This is a genomic window from Methylolobus aquaticus (assembly GCF_054172105.1).
The window spans coordinates 105,435-123,957 of record NZ_JBSYXP010000007.1; the positions used below are offsets into that span (position 1 = coordinate 105,435).

Annotated in this window: 13 protein-coding genes and 1 pseudogene; 12 read left to right on the forward strand and 2 right to left on the reverse strand. The window is 64.9% G+C overall.

The genetic code is table 11. The features are described from left to right. Nucleotides 1-4 precede the first annotated feature (4 nt). From traI to traF, 3 genes are read left to right on the forward strand one after another with little or no spacing between them, the layout of a single operon-like run. Nucleotides 5-1,351, forward strand: a complete 1,347-nt coding sequence (traI, locus tag ACW73L_RS11330; protein ID WP_498922057.1) for a TraI/MobA(P) family conjugative relaxase — start codon at nucleotides 5-7, stop codon at nucleotides 1,349-1,351. Continuing rightward, nucleotides 1,348-3,246 (forward strand): type IV secretory system conjugative DNA transfer family protein, encoded by a 1,899-nt coding sequence (locus tag ACW73L_RS11335; protein WP_498922058.1) that lies wholly within the window; start codon nucleotides 1,348-1,350, stop codon nucleotides 3,244-3,246. The genes traI and ACW73L_RS11335 overlap by 4 nt, the downstream gene beginning before the upstream one ends. Then, nucleotides 3,243-3,770 (forward strand): conjugative transfer signal peptidase TraF, encoded by a 528-nt coding sequence (gene traF / locus ACW73L_RS11340; RefSeq protein ID WP_498922060.1) that lies wholly within the window; start codon nucleotides 3,243-3,245, stop codon nucleotides 3,768-3,770. Before ACW73L_RS11335 ends, traF begins: the two co-directional genes overlap by 4 nt. A gap of 329 nt (nucleotides 3,771-4,099) precedes the next feature. On the opposite strand, the gene ACW73L_RS11345 is transcribed toward traF, so the two are convergent. Together ACW73L_RS11345 and ACW73L_RS11350 are read right to left on the reverse strand one after the other, a co-directional pair. Next, entirely contained in the window at nucleotides 4,100-6,481 is a 2,382-nt protein-coding gene (locus ACW73L_RS11345) for a hypothetical protein (RefSeq protein ID WP_498922061.1), read from the reverse strand. Between the two features lie 24 nt (nucleotides 6,482-6,505). Continuing rightward, the gene (locus ACW73L_RS11350; protein ID WP_498922062.1) at nucleotides 6,506-7,621 is read right to left on the reverse strand and encodes a hypothetical protein; all 1,116 of its coding nucleotides are present in this window, start codon (nucleotides 7,619-7,621) and stop codon (nucleotides 6,506-6,508) included. On the opposite strand from ACW73L_RS11350, the gene ACW73L_RS11355 reads away from it, so the two are divergent. From ACW73L_RS11355 to ACW73L_RS11395, 9 genes and pseudogenes are all read left to right on the forward strand, one after another. Beyond that, nucleotides 7,574-10,039, forward strand: coding sequence for a hypothetical protein (locus ACW73L_RS11355; RefSeq protein WP_498922063.1), 2,466 nt, complete (start codon nucleotides 7,574-7,576; stop codon nucleotides 10,037-10,039). The genes ACW73L_RS11350 and ACW73L_RS11355 overlap by 48 nt on opposite strands. After that, complete coding sequence (locus tag ACW73L_RS11360; RefSeq protein WP_498922065.1) at nucleotides 10,036-11,550, forward strand: Hsp70 family protein; 1,515 nt, start codon at nucleotides 10,036-10,038, stop codon at nucleotides 11,548-11,550. The genes ACW73L_RS11355 and ACW73L_RS11360 overlap by 4 nt, the downstream gene beginning before the upstream one ends. A gap of 52 nt (nucleotides 11,551-11,602) precedes the next feature. After that, nucleotides 11,603-12,526 (forward strand): formylglycine-generating enzyme family protein, encoded by a 924-nt coding sequence (locus tag ACW73L_RS11365; RefSeq protein WP_498922066.1) that lies wholly within the window; start codon nucleotides 11,603-11,605, stop codon nucleotides 12,524-12,526. Between the two features lie 152 nt (nucleotides 12,527-12,678). Next, on the forward strand, nucleotides 12,679-14,610 hold the full coding sequence (locus ACW73L_RS11370) for a serine/threonine-protein kinase (protein ID WP_498922067.1): 1,932 nt from the start codon (nucleotides 12,679-12,681) through the stop codon (nucleotides 14,608-14,610). A gap of 184 nt (nucleotides 14,611-14,794) precedes the next feature. Next, a complete protein-coding gene (locus ACW73L_RS11375) occupies nucleotides 14,795-15,730 on the forward strand; it encodes a formylglycine-generating enzyme family protein (RefSeq protein WP_498922069.1) in 936 nt (311 codons plus the stop codon). Nucleotides 15,731-15,865: 135 nt separating this feature from the next. Further along, a complete protein-coding gene (gene avd, locus ACW73L_RS11380; RefSeq protein ID WP_498922071.1) occupies nucleotides 15,866-16,243 on the forward strand; it encodes a diversity-generating retroelement protein Avd in 378 nt (125 codons plus the stop codon). Nucleotides 16,244-16,406: 163 nt separating this feature from the next. Next, nucleotides 16,407-17,051: pseudogene (locus ACW73L_RS11385) on the forward strand (RNA-directed DNA polymerase); the annotation flags it as partial. Between the two features lie 154 nt (nucleotides 17,052-17,205). Further along, nucleotides 17,206-17,583, forward strand: a complete 378-nt coding sequence (locus ACW73L_RS11390) for an SUMF1/EgtB/PvdO family nonheme iron enzyme (protein ID WP_498922275.1) — start codon at nucleotides 17,206-17,208, stop codon at nucleotides 17,581-17,583. Continuing rightward, nucleotides 17,580-18,413 (forward strand): formylglycine-generating enzyme family protein, encoded by an 834-nt coding sequence (locus tag ACW73L_RS11395; protein WP_498922073.1) that lies wholly within the window; start codon nucleotides 17,580-17,582, stop codon nucleotides 18,411-18,413. Before ACW73L_RS11390 ends, ACW73L_RS11395 begins: the two co-directional genes overlap by 4 nt. Nucleotides 18,414-18,523 lie beyond the last annotated feature (110 nt).

Consider the following 18,523-nt stretch of genomic DNA (forward strand, 5'->3'; position numbering starts at 1 on the left):
CGCCATGATCGCCAAGAAGGTCCGTATGCGTGCGCAGCGCAAAAGCAGCATGGCCGGGTTGATCGACTACCTGACCGATGAGCAGTCCGTCGGCGACCCGGAAGACCTGGTTGGCTATATGACCAACGGCCAAGGCCTCGCCGAGCGCGTGGGGGCAGTGCGCGTGACGAACTGTCAGGCCGTCGATGCCGCCTGGGCCGCGGCCGAGATGAAGGCGGTCCAGGCGCTGAACCAACGCGCTCGTTCGGACAAGACCTATCACATGATCATCAGCTTCCGGGAGGGGGAGCAGCCCGATTCCGCTGTACTCCAGGCGATCGAGGACCGGCTATGTGAAGCCCTCGGCTTCGGCGAGCACCAGCGCATCAGCGTCGTGCATCACGACACCGATAACCTGCATCTACATGTCGCGATCAACAAGATCCATCCGCGGACGTTCAACCTGCACGAGCCGTACTACGACCATCGGACCCGCGCGAAAGTGTGCGCCGAGCTGGAAGTCGAGTTCGGCCTGGAGCGGGATCCGCACACCGCTCAGCAATCCACCGCCGCGGCGCAGGCCCGGGATCTGACCGCCCACACCGGCGTCGCCAGCCTGCTGGCCTGGATCAAGTCCCAATGTCAGGCCGACCTGGAGCAAGCCCCGAGTTGGGCGGCATTCCAGGCGGCCCTGCAACAAAATGATCTGAGCTTCCGGCGGCGTGGCAACGGCGCGGTGTTCGTCGCCGGCGACGGGACGCAGTGCAAGGCCTCTTCGGTCAGCCGCGCGTTGTCGCTGCCGGCGTTGGAGGCGCGGCTCGGACCTTGGCGGGAGGTGACGCCAGCAGCGACGGTTGTAGCTCCGGTCCGCAGCTATCGCCGCCAGACCTTACAAGAACGGACGCAGCAAACCGCACTGTATGCGACCTATCTGGCCGAGCGTAGTGCGGCGCGCGTGCGCAAGAACGAAGCGCGGCGGGTGGCCAAGGCGCTGCGCGAACGCCGCATCGCCGAGGCCCGCCGGCAGGCCAAGTTGCGCCGCGCCGCGGTGAAGCTGCTGGGGCGAGGCCTCGCGGCGACCATCGCCTATCAGACCATCCGCAGCCAGCTGCACCGCGAGATCCAGCAGGCGAAGACCGCCTACACGCAAGCCCGGAAGCAGCTCCAGGCCGAACAGCCGCTGCATTCCTGGAAGCAGTGGCAGAAGTTGGAGTCGCGCCGGCGCGCTGCTCCAACTAAAGTCCAGCGACCGGGTTTGGAGCGGAGTGCGGATAGGATGAGGACTCCATCGCCGGGGGCTGCCTCTCTGAAGTCCCGCAATCCGGCGCCAAGCCGCGACGCGGCGCGTGATGACGAGGAGCGGTCCCGTTGAGCCGGCTCCACAGCGCCGGTCCGCCGTCCGAAACCGGGCGGGTGTCGGGTCGAGGAAGGAAGCCGGTGTTCGCCGCGCTCGGTCTGCTCGGGCTCGGCCTAGCGTCCGCCACCCAGTATTTTTCCCATGAATACGGCGGACAGCCGGCGCTGGGGACGTCCTTTTCCGGTATCTATCCGCCGTGGCGCATCGTGACCTGGGGACTGGAGTGGCATACGCAGTGTAGCGAGGCCCTGATGCGCGCGGGTTCGATCGGACTCAGCGTGACCGCCGCTGGGCTGCTGATGCTGCAGATCCGCCGCCGCATCGCCGAGAACACCGCCTCGCCGGAAGTCGACCTGCACGGCTCGGCGCGCTGGGCCAAACGGGACGACATCGAAGCCGCGGGGCTGCTCGCCAACGATGGCGTCTACGTCGGCGCCTGGATCGAACCAAAGCGCTGGTGGCGACCAGCGCGGTTCCACTACCTTCGCCACAACGGGCCGGAACACGTCCTCTGTTACGCGCCGACCCGCTCGGGGAAGGGCGTCGGGCTGGTCGTGCCGACTTTGCTGAGCTGGCCGCACTCGGCGGTCGTCACCGATATGAAGGGCGAACTGTGGGCGCTAACCGCCGGCTGGCGGCAGCGCCATGCGGCAAACCGGGTGCTGCGCTTCGAGCCGGCCTCGGCCACCGACTGCGTCGCGTTCAATCCGCTCGACGAGATCCGGCTCGGGACGGAATACGAAGTCGGCGATGTGCAAAACTTGGCGACGCTGTTGGTCGATCCCGACGGCCGGGGCCTGAACGATCACTGGCAGAAGAGTGCCCAGGCGCTGCTGGTCGGCTGCATCCTGCATGTGCTGTACAAGCGGCTCAACGAAGGCACGCCCGCGACTCTCGCCGCGGTCGATGCGCTGCTCGCCAATCCGGAGCAACCGGTCGCGGAGCTGTGGGTCGAGATGGTCGAGACCCTGCACGCCAACGGCCAGCGCCATCCGATCATCGGCCAGTACGGCCGCGACATGATCGATACCCCAGCGCGGGAATCCGGCTCCAAGGTCTCCACCGCCAAGAGCTATCTGTCGCTCTACCGCGATCCGGTGATCGCCCAGAACACGTCACGCTCGGAGTTCCGCATCGCCGATCTGATGCACGCCGACGAGCCGGTGACCTTGTATCTGATTACCCAGCCGACCGACAAAGCCCGCCTGCGGCCCTTACTCCGGGTCATGATCAATCTGATCATCCGCAATCTCGCCGGCAAGATGGCCTTTGAGCACGGCCGGCCGAAACCGCATTACCAGCATCGCCTGCTGATGATGCTGGATGAGTTCGCCAGCCTCGGGCGACTGGAGATCCTGCAGGAGTCCCTGGCCTTCCTCGCCGGCTACGGCATCAAGTGTTACCTGATCTGCCAGGACCTGACCCAGCTGAAAGCCCGGGAGACCGGCTACGGTCCCGAGGAGTCGATCACTTCCAACTGCCACATCCAGAACGCCTATCCGCCGAACCGGGTGGAGACGGCCGAATACCTCTCCAAGATGACCGGCCAGACGACGATCGTCAAAACGGCCGTGACGATGAGCGGGCAACGGACCGGCTGGCTCGGTCAGGCCTCGAAGTCGCTGCAGGAAGTCCAGCGCCCGCTGCTGACGGTCGACGAAGCGCTCCGTATGCCCGGGCCACAGAAGGATGCCCAGGGCCACATCACCACGCCGGGCGACATGGTGGTGTTCGCGGCCGGACGGCCGGCGATCTACGGTCGCCAACCGTTGTACTTTCAGGATCCGGTGTTTCAGGCACGAGCTGAGATCCCGGCGCCGGGGGTGAACGATACGTTCGTCGATGACTCAGGGCGCGATGACGGGTTGGGTGCCGCCCATGGGCCGGTAGTTGGGTCGGAGCCGCGATGAGGCGGGTGTTGGTGAGCCTGATGAGTGGCTTCGCGCTGTTCGGCCTGTTGGGCCTTGCCGGCGCCCGTGTCAACCCCACCGCCTCTTTTCCCGTCGGGCTGTATTGGCAACTCCATCGTCCAGCAATCAAGGGCGATCGGGTCCTGTTCTGTCCGCCGCGCGAGCCGGTGTTCACTACCGCGCTGGCGCGCGGCTACCTGAGTCCCGGGTTCTGCCCTGCCGGTAGCAGCCCACTGCTCAAGCGGGTCGTAGCCGTCGGCGGCGATCACGTCGTCATCAAGCAGACGGTGACTACGGTCAATGGCGTGCGGGTCCCGAACAGCCGCCAGCGCTCGATGGATCCGAGCGGTCGGCCGCTGCCCCAGCTCCGCCTCGACCTGGTGTTACCCAAAGGCCAGGTGCTGCTGCTCTCCGATCAGCACGCCGCCTCGTTCGACGGCCGCTACTTCGGTCCGGTTGCTGCGACACACCTACGCGGTGTTGCCGTGCCGGTCTGGGTGTTCGGCCGCGAGGCCGCCCGTTGAGCACCGTGGTGCGAATAAGGCCGAGTGAAGTGTGGATGCCCGGCTTGCTGGGTGGCCAACTTCACATGTCCTGCCCGTTTTTTGGGAACGATCAGGGACGATCGGCTGTGGATTCTGGGCGATCTTCAGCGACTGCGGGCGATTCGGGGCGATTCGCGGCCGAGTCGTCTTGCGGTCGTCATGAATCGTCTTCAGTCCGGAAAGTCGCCGTCGCGTAACGGCGAAATCGTCCAGAGTCGCTCAAGTATCCATCACCATGGGGAAGACCCTCGATCAGCGCATCGCTAACCGGGCTCGCCGCAACGAGTCGGTCCAACGGGAGGTCCAGGCTACAAGGCCCCCATCGCAAGTCCGATTGCGGCCTGAGCGCGCGCGGCAGCCGTCTCGGAACTCATCGCGCTCGCATTTGACGTTTGTTCGGCGGCTTCCGCCTGCTGGGATAGCTCTTCGGCCTCATCCATCAACGACTGCGTTTCGTCACGAAGGCGCCGGGTGTCCTCCCGGATCGACTCGATAAGGCGACGGAGCTCTTCAGCCTCACGTAGCTTTTGCTGCAGTTGTTCGACTTCTGAACGCGATTGATCGAATACGCCCTGTATCTGCTGGACTAACCCGTTGGCCGAGGCCAATGACTGCTCGACCGCCTGACTTGCCGCCTGGGCTTCGCCCTGCTGCGTTTCTGCCATTTGAGCCACGGTGCCGGCCTCATCCGATGTCTGCTGTACCTGTTGCAGTTCATCGCTGCCTTGCAATTGCACCTCTCCCGCCGTGTCGGCCGACTGAGCTGCGCTCTGCGCCGACTGTCCTGTTTGCGCCTGAGCTCCCTGAGTCTCACCCGCCTGACTCTCTGCCAGTTGAGCGTCCGTCGAGGTCTGGCTGCTGAACTCTCCCGTATTGGTTGCTTCGTGCTCGGCGGTCTGCGACTGCTGTTGAGCCTCATCCTTTTGTTGGATGGCCGTCTGGGTCTGGACCTCGGACTCATCCGAAGCATCGCCGGCCTGCACCACTTGTTGTTGCGCTTCTGCTCGGCTGTCTTCGGCCGTGGTCGCTGACTGTGCCGCGTCCGTCGCGGCTGATTCAGATTCCTGTCCGGAAGCGTGCGCGTCGTCCGCGCTGCTACCGGCATCGACGGATTTGGCGTCGCTTTGTTGCGCGGCTTCGTGTGAGTGGCCTTGCGCCTGTTCCGCGTCGGTGGCTTGGTTCGCCGAAAGACTCGCTGACTGCTGTCCGGCCTGCGCCTGTTCAGCCGCTTCATGCGAACCGCGCTGCGCCTGCTGTTGGCCTGAATCCGCCACGCTGGATGATTCATGCGCCTGTTGCGCGCCCGTCACAGCGTGTCCCATGCTATCGTGCGACGCGTCTCTGGCGGCCGTCGCCTGATCGGTCTGTGCCTGCGTTTCCTCAGCCCGATGCGCGGCGGACTCGCTGCTCCCGCCAGCCTCTTGTACTCGTTCGGTAGCGTCCGCCAAATGATCGACGGTCACTCGCCCGTGGACATCTGCCGTGGAGCTGTGCGTGTTTGCTTCGCCTGACGCTTGGTCGGCTTGCTGGGCGTTTGATTCGGCCCTGGAAGCGGCCTGCTGTGCCTCCCCTGCCGCAGCCTCGGCCTCTCGTCCGGCGCCGCCGCTACGTTGGGATTGTGCCGCAACGTCCTGAGCGGCCGCCTCACTGTGGGTCAGGGCGCTGTCGGCCGACTGTCGGTGATCGGACGACTGATCGGCTGCCTGCTCGGAACGATCGGCCGCTGCGCTGACCGAGCTACTGTCGCCGGCTGCGGTATAGCCAAGGAAACTGCCGCCGGTCTTCGCCGCTTGGGACGCTGCCTCTCCGCGCAACTTACCGATTGAGCGATCGATGAGATCGTGGGGTATCAGATCGCTCGGCAGGCTCTCGCGCAACGCGCCCAAGGCATGATCCGTCGCGGGGTCGTGGCCAGCTCGAATCATGCTGATCAGTTCCCCGACATGCTGAGCTCTCCCGTGCGCGTCTTGGGCGATGTTCCCGCTGGCCTCCGCCCCGTCGGCTGCGATAGCGCTGAGTCGATCGCGTTCAGCGCCCGCCTCCAAAAAATGCGCCGTTCCCTTCTGGCTATCACGGACCGCGCTGTAAAGGTTGACGCCATCTCCGAGCGATTGGTTGTCAGTGGCGCTGGAATAGGCGCTCAGCGCCTTGGCCGCGGCCTTTTCCGCGTTGCCATCGAGGGCTTCGTAGCCGGCTTCATGCAATTTCATGCTGGCCTTGACGAAGCCCTTTAGGTTGTCGGGGACCAGCTCCGGCGCGACCATCTCCAACAGTTTCCAACTCGCCTTGCCCGGTTGGTCACTATTCCACGCGCTCATCGCATCGCCTATTTTGGTACCGATGCCCCAGGCTTCCGCGAGCGGTTTCGCCCCGGGCACATGTTTGCCCGCCGCTGCGGCTGCATCGACCGCACCTTTCAGGGATTCGACACCGGCAGCACCTTGTGCCACAGCGGAAAACCACGCGGCATCCTCACCGTACTGCCGGACGTCTTTCGCTGAATCAAGGGCATCGCGCGCCAAATCGGTGTAGGTACTGCGGCGCGACTCCAGCGCGTCGAGCAGTGCCGGGTCGGCACCGTGCGAGAGCCCTTTCGCAACGGATAACTGGTTGTAAAGACCGAGCCGTTCGGAGACGCTCAGGCTATCGATGTCAACTTGACGGCCACCAATCCACAAGACTCTGGGCATGGGAAAAAACCGGGCTAAGGGTTACTACAGCATGGCCATGGCGCGCGTCAGCGCGGCCCGAGTGTGCGCCGCGGCAATCTCCGCCTCGGCTGCGGCACGGTTGGCCGTCGCTTCTGCTTGTTCCGAGGAGCGCGAGGCATTCTCCGTGCGCTCGGTCGCTTCCTTCGCCTGATCGCGCAGCCTCTCGGCTTCCGCCTTGGCCTCTTCTGCCGCCTGTTTGGCTGTTTCGCTCTCACTCAAGACCTGCTTGAGTTGCGAAAGCAACTCGTCGGCCTGACGCTGGGCGTCCTGAATCTGCCCGTGCGTCGTCTGTGCTTCGCTCAGTTGCTGCTCGATCTCCTGGGTCTGCTGGCTGGCCTGCTGGCTGTGCTGTTGGGCTTGGTTCGCGTGTTCCTGGGTAAGGTCCGACAACCGCTGGATCTCGCCGAGTACGCTGGTCGCCTCCCCGGAGGTCTGTTCCAGACTGCTGAGTGCGGTCTGTGCTCGACCCGCAGCATCGCCGGCTTGACTGGCTTGGGTCTCACTATCCTGCGCGGCGCTCTGCGCCGTCTGAGCCGAGGCGCCCGCTTGCTCCGCGAGGCCCGCGGCTTCGGACGCCGCGGACTGAGCGGTCTGCGCACCGTCGGCCGCCTGTGATGCAAAGGCGGCTGCCTCGCCAGCCTGGCTGGTAGCCTCATTGGCCTGAGACTCGGCCGTGCTTGCGTGCGCCTGTGCCTCACTCGCGTGCTGGCCGCTTTCCGTCGCGTGTTGGTCCGCGGTTTGGGACGCCTGCGATGCGTCATCGGCATTGGCATGAGCGGTGCCGGCCGACTGTTCCGCTTGGCTGGCTTGCTCGCGTGCCTGATCCGCCGACTGTCCTGCGACGGACGCTTGCGACTGGGCTTCCTGGGCTGAGCTGCCCGCTTGTTGCGCATGGCTGCCCGCCTCTTCAGCGTGCCCGGCCGCCTGCCCGGCATGGCTGCCCGCCTCCTGAGCCGATTGATCGGCAGTTTGGGCCGCCGAGTCAGCCTGGTAGGCCGCTTGACCGGCCTGCTCGGAATGATCCTGCGCCTGCAGCGCCGCTTGTTCCGATTGTGCGCCGGCGTCTTCGGCATGGGCGGCCGCCTGCCCGGCCGCCTGTGCCTGCTGTTCACTTTCCAAGGCATGCTGCTGGGCTGTCTGCGCCTGGCTCTGCGCCTCCTGAGCCGAGCCGGCTGCCAGCTGTGCCTGATCCTCGGCCTGGTGCGCGGCATCCTGCGCCCCACGGGCCGCTGTCTGACCTTCGTCGGCGGACTGGTGGGCCGACTCCGCATCGCTCTCGGTCGCTTGTCGTGCAGTCGCGGCCTGCTGGGCATGTTGGTCGGCGTGATCCGCGTGTTGCGAGGCGGACTGATCGCTCTGCTGTGCCGCCTCCTGGGCGTGCTGGGCAGCTTGCGCAGCATCATCGCTGCGATCCGCTGCGGCACGCGCACGCTCCGCCTCCTGATTCGCGATGTCAAGGGCTTCGGAAATGCGTTCGGCCATATCGTGCTCCTTAAGCTCGTGGTTGTTGACGCAGTCGCCATCGTATGCCTTTGGTTACTTGGGTTAATATCCCTAGCTGGCAGCCTTGTCAATGCACTGGCGGGCGCGTTTTCTTCACTTTATGAAAAGCTTATGGATGTGCAGCCGCTCACCGAGGCCTTGTATGCAGTGCCGCAGGCGCTGGAAGATCTGGCGCGGGGGCTGGAACGCGGGCAAGCCGCAACGCCGCTTCAGGACGCGGCGCGTGGTGTAGCCGCCTCGCTTCGGTTGCGTCCCGAGCTCACGCTGATCTTGGTGGGGGTTACACCCGCCGCGCGGGCGACTGCGCTCACCTGGCTGATGGGGCCGCAACAGTCCAAGGTTCAGGTCAAGCTGTCCGAGCCTCTGTCCTGGCTCGAGATTCGCTTGCAGGAGCAGGGCTACACGATCACCTCCGAGACGGCACAACCCGACGACTATTCCGATGCAAGCCTATTTCTGCAAGCGATCAACCAGCGGCTGTCGGCGGCAGGTGTGGACGCTGGCTTGCTTGAACCGCTCCGAATCGGCCTCCAAGCCCCGCCACCCCTGCGGAACATGACACTGCTGGTGCCGGCCGATGTCGGGTTGGTCGCGACGGAGCCGGGGCTGTTTCGGTCGATCGCCGAGCGCCTCGGCGTGTTGGTGGTGGCAGCACCTGCCGACCAGGCGTGGGAGGCCGTCCAAGTCGAAACGCTGAGCTTGCTGGCACGCAACGCGCTGGCGGTATGGCCAGTGCTGACCGGGCCGGCGGCCGGCCCCGGACGAACCCTGCAAACGCTGACCGAGGCACTGCCGGCGCCGGTCCTGCCCCTGATCCATTTGGAAAACGCGCAGTCGGCATTCATTCCGGACTTCATCGTTGCGGGCCCGGGGCACCCATTGCGTCACGCACTGGGCTTGCAAGGCTTGCAGCGGCGTTGCCGCGGCGTACTCGACATGGTCGCGGAACGCTTCGAGACCGACCTCCGCCAGTTGGAGTCCCGGCATCTGCGCGAGACGCGTTTGGAGCGCGCCTCGGATGCAGCGTCGCGCGCCGTGGATGTGAAACTGACGGTCGACCAATACCGTTCCCGGCTGGCGGACGAACTGACCCGTGTGCTGCAAGCCTTGCGTGAGAAGGGTCGGAAATCCTTGCTGAGATCCGGCGAGGTTGGTCAGTGTGTCGAGCATTTCCTGGCCAGTTTGCATGGCGATGACCTGGAGCGTGAGCTGACGCGCAAGCACGTCCGATTGCTGCTCAAACCCGAGGTGCTGGCGGGTTTTCAAAAGCGGCTGGTTAGGGTGTTGCGCCAACAGGTGTCCGAGGATTGTGTGCTGCTTCGTGACGCCATGGAGCAATTGCGGCAGCAGGCGGGGCCCGTCTTGTCGGAAATCGGCGCCACTGCGCGCAACTTATCGTTAACGGCACCCGATGATCGCGCGTTGGCCGAAGGAATCGACGAAACCCTGGTTCTGGACCTTCGCTACCGTGGCGAACTGCCCCGGCGCGGTTTCTGGCAGCGGCTGGCAGAAGGGCGCCGGATCGTGTTCGTCGCGATGATGTTGTTGTCGCTGGTCGGCGGCTTCGTCGGTTTCAACATCCGCCAGGCCGGTGCCTTCGGCGTGGTGCTGTTGGCGCTTTTCATCGGCGCGGTGATCTACACCTACATGGCTTGGCGGAAGGACGAGGCCGAACAGGTCGACAAGGAAATCGAAAAAGTCCGCGAAGCCTTGCGAACCGAGCTGAGTCGGACCCTCTCGGAGTTGCTGCGCGACCGATTGGCACGGCTCCAGCAAGTGGTCGATGACGGCAAAAAGGAGGGTTTCGCACAGCTCGATCAGGCCCTGCGGTACGCCCAAGACCAAAAGGCGCAGCGGGTCGAACGCGATCGGCGGGACGCGAAAACAAAACTGCGCGCCATCGAGGCCAAGTTGAAGGAACTGCGTCCGCTGGGACCGGAAATCGGCAAGCTCCGGGAACGGATCGACCAATTGGGGCTGGAAGCCGGCGCGCTGACGGCGCGCGTCGCTCGTATGGGTGGGGAGGGCCTGTGATCTTTCCCGGCATCGATCTGGGCACGACGTACTCGATGATCGCCCATGTCAACGCGCACGGCCAGCCCGCGCTTTTTCCCGATTTGCACGATGCGAACGCCTTCCGAACCCCGAGTGTCGCCTACATCGGGCGCGAGGGCTATCTGATCGGCAGTGCCGCGGAGGAATTGCTCGACGATGCCCCGGAGCTGAACCTGGCGCGTTTCATCAAGGCGCGGTTGGGCGATCCCGCGTGGCGCTACGAAGATCACCTGGGCCGCGCCTGGACGGCCGAGGCCTTGTCGGCGCTGATCCTGAAAAAGCTGTTGCAGGACGCCGATACCTTTTCCGGCGAGGAGCTCGGGCCGGCGGTCGTGACCGTGCCAGCCCAGTTCACCGACCGGCAGCGCCAGTCCACCCTGCGGGCAGCGACGATGGCGGGCCTGCCCGCCGTCCGACTGGTGGAAGAGCCGGTCGCCGCTGCCACGTTCTACGGGCTGGCTGAAGGCGCCAGCGAGCGCACCCTGCTGGTTTACGACTTCGGCGGCGGCACCTTCGACGTGACCGTGCTGCAAGCCGGGCCGGAGGGCCTGTATGTTCTTGCCAGCGACGGCGTCTCGCAGCTCGGTGGTCGGACGCTCGATGAAGGCATCATGCAGCGCGTTGCCGCCGAATACCACCGACGGGGGCTGCGCTCGCCGGTCGCCGATCCGGCGTCGGCCCAGCGATTGCGGCGGCTGGCCGAGGACAGCAAGATCAAACTGTCGAAACCGGGGGTCGCGCAAGTGCGGCAAACCCTGCTGCTGTTCGGCGCACCGTATGAATTCCTGTTGACCCGGCCGGAATTCGATAGCCTCGCTCGGGAGGCAGTTGCGCAGACACTGACTGCATGCGAGCGGTGCCTTAAGGCGGCGGGCCTAGCGTGGCGTGACATCGATCGCATGTTGTTGACCGGTGGGTCATCCTTGCTGCCCCAAGTCGCCAGCGAGTTGTCGCGCGTGTCCGGGCACGCTCCGGGTAGCCTCCTCCTCAAACAACCGCATCAGGCGGTCGCCTTCGGCGCGGCCGTACTGGCCGAACGCCAGGCGCGCGCGGGTGGCCTGGATGCGCTGATACAACAAGTGACCGGCGCGGAACTGTGTCTGCGGGTCTGGGACCGGCGTCACAACCGGCCGGGCCTCGAAGCGCTGATCGCCCGCAACGCACCTTTGCCGGTGTCGTACACGCGGACGTTTTACACCAACCGGGATGATCAGACCCGCATCGTGCTCGAATTCGTCCAGCGGCGCGGCGAGCCGCCGGAAGAGTGCAGCCTGGGCCATTTCACCTTCGGCCCGCTCAGTCATCCGCGCCGGAATGCGCCGCTGGAAGTCACTGTGGCCATTGGGCGGGATGGTCTGGTTCGCGTCACCGCACGCGATCCGTCGACCGGGCGGGAGGTGGCCCACAGCCTGCGGGATGGCGCAGCGGAGGGCGGCGACCACTGGGAAGCGCAGCACCGCTGGGTGGAAAGCGCAGCCATCAATAACTGACGACGGGTGCGTCCCGGCCGGGCTCGATTTTGAATCGGGAGGAAACGAGAGGATGAAGACGACGAACAGGTGGCGCGCGGGCCTGCTGCTGGCTGTCGGCATCGGGGTAGCCGCGCCGGTCTATGCATTCTTGCCGGACGAGGAGGCGGCGCCGAAGGCGGCGGCGAAACCCAGTTCGAAACCGAAGCCCAAGTCGCAGCCGAAGGCGCCACCAGTCTCGCGCAAGGCGACCCCAACGGCGCCCCGGGGCGGTGCGGGGAGTGCCGAGTTGATGTTCTGGGACAGCATCAAGGACAGCGCCAATCCGGCGGATTTCGAAGCCTACCTGGAGCAGTACCCGAAGGGCCGTTTCGCGCGGCTGGCGCGGAACCGGTTGGGGTCAGGTGGGGGCAGCGATGAAACCTCGGGGGGTGCGGCTGCACCCGGCGTACCGGTCATGGTGAAACTGCCCTCGCTCGGCATCGAAATGGGCAAATACGAGGTCACTCAGGGCGAATGGCGCGCGGTGATGGGCAACAACCCTTCGGGCTTCAGCGGTTGCGACGACTGTCCGGTGGAACAGGTCAGCTGGAACGATACCCAGGAGTATCTGGTGCGTTTGAACCAGCAAACCGGCAAGGACTATCGCTTGCCGACCGAGCAGGAGTGGTATGCGGCGTGCCAGGCCGGCGGGCGGTCGGAGTATTGTGGTTCGGACAACATTTTCGCTGTGGCATGGTTCGACGGCAATTCGGGCAACACGACTCACCCGGTCGGTCAGAAGCAGCCGAACGGCTGGGGGCTCTATGACATGAGCGGCAACGTTTTCGAATGGACCGATAGTTGTTGGGATGGCGATTGCAGGCGGCGCGTGCTGCGCGGCGGTTCCTGGCTCGCTGAGCCAGCTAGCGTCCGCGCTGCCATTCGCAGCTTTGACCTCACCGGGGGTGTTACGAACAGCAACTTCGGGTTCCGTGTTGCCAGGACGCTGCGTTAATGCGTGCGGCTTTACGGCTTTACCGCTTGCGGGGGTCCAGGGGGCGCAGCCCCCTGGTCGAACGGCCGGGACGAATACACGGCACCGACTCGGCCACTGTCGTGCGACGGCTCCGGCCGGAAGCTTGAGATGACTGAAGAAGAGAGAACCGCATGCCATTGACGCGAGACGAAGCACTGCATGTGCTGGAACTGTCCGACGCCCAGGCGCCCGGCGAGGTTGAACAGGCCGTCGCCGAGCGCCGCCAGCAGATCGAACAGCGGCTGGCCAGCGCGCCGACGGAGGCGCTGCGCGCCAAGTACCGCCGGCAGTTGGACGAACTCGACGACGCGCGGCAGAGCCTGCTCGGCGGGCCGGCGTTGCCGACCGGCAGCGATTTGTCGCAGACGATGCTGGCCGACCTGCCCCTGGCCCAGGCGAGCTATACGCGGGTGGAAGGCGGCCCGGCCGCCGGCGCGCCCGGCGTGGCCCTGAAACCGGGTCAGACGCTGGGGGGCGGGCGGTACGAGATTCTGGAGCAGATCGGCGCCGGCGGCATGGGGGCCGTCTACCGGGCCTTCGACAAGAACCGCGACAAGGACATCGCGATCAAGGTGCTGCTGCCGGCGATGTTCGCCCGGCCCAAGGCCCACGAGCGGTTTCTGGCCGAAGCGCGACTGTCGAGCGAGATGTCCCATCCGAACATCGTCACGGTGTTCGACGTGCAACAGGATGGCCCGCATACCTTCCTGACGATGGAACTGCTGCGCGGGCAGACCTTGCGCGTTTATCTGAACACGCTGAAGGGGCTGCGCAAGACCATGCCGGTGGACGAGGCCCTGAGAATCACCGAGCAGGTCTGTCACGGCCTGGCCTATTCGCACGACAAGACCGCCGTGCACCGCGACATCAAGCCCGAGAACATCTGGTTGAACGAAGACGGCAAGGTCAAGGTGATGGACTTCGGCATCGCACGCCTGATCTCCACCAGCCAGATGACGCAGACGCAGATGGCGCTGGGCACGGCGTACTACATGGCGCCGGAGCAACTACAGGGTTTGGCCGATATCGATGGCCGGGCCGACCAGTACGCGGTCGCGGTCATGTTGTACGAAATGCTGACCGGGCAGATTCCGACGGGCCGCATCGAGTCGCTGACCCAAGTGGTCAAGGCAGTGCCACGCGCCGTGTCGCTGGCCGTCGACCGGGCCTTGTCGCCCCGGCGGGAGCAGCGTTATGGCGACATGGAGGTATTCCGGCTGGCCTTGCGTGGCAAGGGCGCTTACCGGCTGTCGCCGAACGCGCTGCGCAGCCTCGTGCTGGGGGGGGGCGCGCTCGCACTGATCGCCGCGGTGGCCGGCAGCTACCCGTTGTGGCAAGGCCTGCTGCCGGATCGGGAGCAGCAGGCCAGTCTGCAACAGCAGATCGCGCGCTTGGAGGGCGAGGCCAAGTCGCTGGCGGAACTGGTGGACGAACGGCGGCGGGAAGTGGATACGGCGCTGCAGAACGCGCAGCGTGAGGTCGAGCGGTTGGAGGGGCAATTGAACACCGTGCACGGCGACGCCGAAAGGGGCGCATTGGAGCTGGCGCTGGCCGAGGCGCGGGGTGATGCGGCGGCCGCGGTTTTCATCGACCAGGGCATGAACGCGGCGCTGGAAGGGCCAGAGGGGCTGGTGAGCCAGGATGGCAAGATGCGGGCGGCGGAGATCGCGCTGAAGGCCGGCGATCTGGAGCAGGCGCGGGATTTGTTCGTCGCGGCGCACCGGGGTTACAAGGCCTTGAAGGATAGGCCGGAGGAATTGTCGCGTCAGTTGAAAGGCGAGCGCGCAAAGCTGGTCGCACCGCTGAACGGCAAGTGGACCCTGAAAGACTGTGCCGGCGCCGGGACCTGGGCGGTGAAGGATCCGACCGTCTCGGTGTACTGGCCGAAGCAGGGCGTGGGTGAGGAACGCATCATCGAGGCCTCCACCAGCGGGCTGATCGTGTCCGTCGTGAATCCCGCGAAATACCGCGGCCGGGTCTACCGCTATACACCGGGCGAACAGTCACTGGAAGTGACCGAGGTCAGGACCGGTCGGCGTGAGATTTTGAAGCGCTGCCCATGAAGCGCGGGGTGATGGCTTTCCCCACCGCGGACGATGATGCCGGGGCTGTATCGCTGTGCCGGCCCGTTTGGACCTGACGCAGGCCTTCCGAAACCCAGGCAAGCTAGGGCTGCAGCGACGAGTGGGGGCAGTGCTTTCAAGTGACGGGCGAATCAATATGGCAGTGGCAGGAGGAAGCGCGAGGATGGAGACGACGAACATGTGGCGAGCGGTCGTGTTGCTGTTCGCGTTGGGTTTGGCGGCAAGCCCGGTTTGGGCGTTCTTGCCGGACGAGGAGCCGGCGCAGAAAGCGACTCCCAAGAGTGTGCCGAAGGCCAGGCCCAAACCGAAACCAAAGCCCGCCCCCGCGCCGCGCAAGCCGGTCGCGCGGAAGGATGTGACGCGGGAAATGAACTGCTACACGGAAGGCAGCCGGCGGATTTGCGTGGAAGAGGTGGGCGGTGGGGAACCGGCGGCTAGCGCGCGCAGCGCGAGCGGCAAAGTCATTAAGGACTGCGCGGAATGCCCGGAGATGATTCCCCTGCCCGGTGCTGACATCGCGATCGGCAAATACGAGGTCACGCGCGGGCAGTTCGCGCGTTTCATCAACGAAACCGGCCATGCGACGCACAGCGACTGCGAAGTCTGGACCGGTAGCGTATGGAAACAAGGGGGAAGCTGGCGATCGCCGGGATTCGACCAGACCGAGGATCATCCGGTGGTCTGCGTCGACTGGAACGATGCGGTCGCCTATGCGGCCTGGCTGTCGGACAAGACCGGCCACGATTACCGGCTGCCGACCGAGGAGGAATGGTTTTCCGCCTGCCAGGCGGGCGGCGGGGATCACGACTACTGTGGTTCGAACGATGTCGACGCGGTGGCCTGGTATGACGGGAACTCGGGGAACCGAACACACCCGGTCGGGAAGAAGGAACCGAATGCCCGTGGGATCTACGACCTGAGCGGCAACGTCTGGGAATGGACGAAAGATTGTTGGGAAGGCAATTGCGGGATCCGCGTGGTGCGCGGGGGCTCCTGGAACGACAAACCAGGGAACGTCCGCGCCACGGACCGCCTCAGGAACGACTCCGGCGTCGCGGGCAACATCAACGGGTTCCGGCTGGCCAGGACATTACGTTGAACCTTATCCCTTGTCCCCTTTACGCCTTTCGGGGGTCCAGGGGGCGTAGCCCCCTGGTCGCGCGATGTTCATTACCACCCAGGCGGGTGCTGACGACCAACACCTGCTCATGAACTGCCAACCGTAGACCTTATCATGACCGATGCGCATCAGGCTCGCCGAACGGGACCGGCATTGGAATCGTTCTACCGATTTCTGCTGTGGCTGAACCCGACTATTGAAAAATTCCCACGTTCACAGAAATTCCTGCTGGGCGACCGGCTGCAATCGGCCGCACTGGACACGCTGGACGGCCTGATCGAGGCGACCTATACGCGGGACTGCAGCCGATCGTTGGCGCGGGTCAATCTGAACCTCGAAAAACTGCGTGTGCTCTTCCGGCTGGCGCTGGATCTGCGCCATCTTGACGAACGCCGCTACGAATTTGCCGTGCGGGCCCTGGATGAAACCGGCCGGCTGGTCGGTGGCTGGCTGAAGAAATCCCATGGCGAAGCAACACAAGCACCTGTTTGACTCGATCGTCGACTTCGCCAATCTCCGGGCCGCGGCGTTGACCGCGGTGCGGGGCAAACGGCGGAAACCTGGGCCGGCGGCTTTTTTCGCGCGGCTGGAAACCCATCTGCTGGACCTGGAACGTGAACTTCGCTCCGGCACTTGGCGGGGTGGGCGGTATACCATGATCAATGTGCAGGACCCCAAGCCCCGGCGCGTTTCGGCGGCGCCATTTCGGGACAGGGTCGTGCATCATGCGGTGTGTCGCATTGTCGAGCCGTTATTCGATAACGGGTTCATCGCTGACAGCTACGCCTGTCGTACCGGACGGGGTTCGCACCGCGCGGTCGCCCGTTACGAGCAGTACCGCGACCGTCACGTCCACGTGCTGCGCGCGGACATCTACCGCTACTTCCCGGCGATCGATCACGCCGTATTGAAGCAGGATTTGCGTCGACGTATTGCCTGTGCACCCACCCTGGCGCTGTTGGATCGCATCATCGACGGATCAAACCCACAGGAGCCGGTCGACATTCATTATCCAGGCGATGACTTGTTCACGCCGCTGGAACGACGCAGGGGCCTGCCGATCGGCAATCTGACCAGCCAATTGTTTGCAAATCTCTATCTCGACCCGCTCGACCATTTTGTTAAGGAAATTCTGCGTGCGCCCTATTTGCGCTATATGGACGATTTCGCTCTGTTTCACGACGACCCGGCGGTTCTTTCCGAGTGGCGCGAGCGCATTGCGCTGTTCCTGGCCCGGCGCAGGTTATCGCTGCATCCGCGGAAGACCGAAATCCTTCCGACGAGGGACCCCTCGCGCTTTTTGGGTTTCGTCCTGTCGCCGGGCGGCCTGCGGCGTCTCGACCCGGACAACGTCAGGCGGTTCGCCAATCGCCTGCGCGGCCTGCGCGACCGGTATCGCGCCGGTACCGTCACACTGACCGAGGTATCACCACGGATCCGCTCATGGATCGCCCATGCAGCGCACGCCGACACCTGGCGTTTGCGCGCAGCCCTCTTTCGCGGGGGATTATTCGATCCCGCGCGGGAGCCTGACCACCCGCCTGCGCGTGGTGCGCGGGGGCTCCTGGAACAACAAACCAGAGAACGTCCGCGCCACGAACCGCAACAGGAACGACACCGGCAACACGAACAACAACAACGGGTTCCGGCTGGCCAGCACGCCCCACCGGCCAGAACCGCCGCGTTCACGGAGGTGGCGGGCGCGCACGGGGCGTCCACGGGTGGTCATGTCAACCCCTGAGCCCCGCCCGCGTTGGCTGAGTAGGCCGCGGGCGGTGACTCGCTCTGGCTTTGGTCAGCGTTTTTTGCGAACAGGAAAGGAGGGGTCGTGAGAACACAGTTGGTGTTGTTGCTTGCGTGGGGCCTAGCGATGCCCCCGGTCTATGCATTCCTGCCGGACGAGGAACCGGCGCCTAAGGCGGCGTCGAAACCGAAACCCAAGCCGAAACCAAAGGCCGCCCCAACGCCGCATAAATCGGCTGCGAGGCAGACCGCGGCAAGCAGGAAGGGTTGTTCGGACTGTCCCGAGATGGTGGCGTTGCCGGGTATGGGGGTCGCGTTGGGGAAATACGAGGTGACGGTGGGACAGTATTCGCGATTCGTTGCGGCTACTGGTCGACCGATGCGCAACGACTGCTACTTTGCTGGCAGAGAGTGGCAGGACGGTGCGAGTTGGCGTTCTCCAGGGTTTGGACAAAGTGAGGATCGTTCGCCTGAGTTCGATCAAAGCGAGGATGAACCCGTAGTGTGTGTGAGCTGGGAGGATGCCCTGGCCTATACCGCATGGCTGTCGGAACGCACAGGCAAGGTTTACCGATTGCCGAAGGAGGATGAATGGGAAGCGGCGTGTCGCGCGGGTCGGGAGACCGAATTTTGTGGGAGTGATAGCGTCGACTCGGTGGCTTGGCATCACGAAAATTCGGGCGGGCGTACCCACCCGGTGGGTCAGAAGCAGCCGAACGCCTGGGGTTTATACGACATGAGCGGAAACGTATGGGAATGGACGCAGAGTTGCTGGGAGGGTTTCTGCGGGAAGAGGGTGGTGCGCGGCGGTTCTTGGCATTCTGATACAAGTCTGGTGCGCGTCACGTACCGTAACAGTAACGCCACCGGCGACGTGGGTAACCTCATCGGCTTTCGTGTTGCCAGAGTGCAACATTGATGTGTGGTGCCATACCCCATTTTCGGCTTCTTCCGTTCCCGTGAGTCCAGGCGGCGCAGCCCTATGGTGTTGGATCGCGGCGGTGCGGCTGCCCGCCGAGTTGGCTCGAG

Excerpts from the sequence above, each read along its gene's own strand:
- traI (WP_498922057.1), top strand. The coding sequence starts at position 5 with ATGATCGCCAAGAAGGTCCGTATGCGTGCGCAGCGCAAAAGCAGCATG.
- traF (WP_498922060.1), top strand. The coding sequence starts at position 3,243 with ATGAGGCGGGTGTTGGTGAGCCTGATGAGTGGCTTCGCGCTGTTCGGC.
- ACW73L_RS11345 (WP_498922061.1), bottom strand. The coding sequence starts at position 6,481 with ATGCCCAGAGTCTTGTGGATTGGTGGCCGTCAAGTTGACATCGATAGC.
- ACW73L_RS11355 (WP_498922063.1), top strand. The coding sequence starts at position 7,574 with ATGGGCGGCCGCCTGCCCGGCCGCCTGTGCCTGCTGTTCACTTTCCAA.
- ACW73L_RS11365 (WP_498922066.1), top strand. The coding sequence starts at position 11,603 with ATGAAGACGACGAACAGGTGGCGCGCGGGCCTGCTGCTGGCTGTCGGC.
- ACW73L_RS11370 (WP_498922067.1), top strand. The coding sequence starts at position 12,679 with ATGCCATTGACGCGAGACGAAGCACTGCATGTGCTGGAACTGTCCGAC.
- ACW73L_RS11375 (WP_498922069.1), top strand. The coding sequence starts at position 14,795 with ATGGAGACGACGAACATGTGGCGAGCGGTCGTGTTGCTGTTCGCGTTG.
- avd (WP_498922071.1), top strand. The coding sequence starts at position 15,866 with ATGACCGATGCGCATCAGGCTCGCCGAACGGGACCGGCATTGGAATCG.
- ACW73L_RS11390 (WP_498922275.1), top strand. The coding sequence starts at position 17,206 with ATGCAGCGCACGCCGACACCTGGCGTTTGCGCGCAGCCCTCTTTCGCG.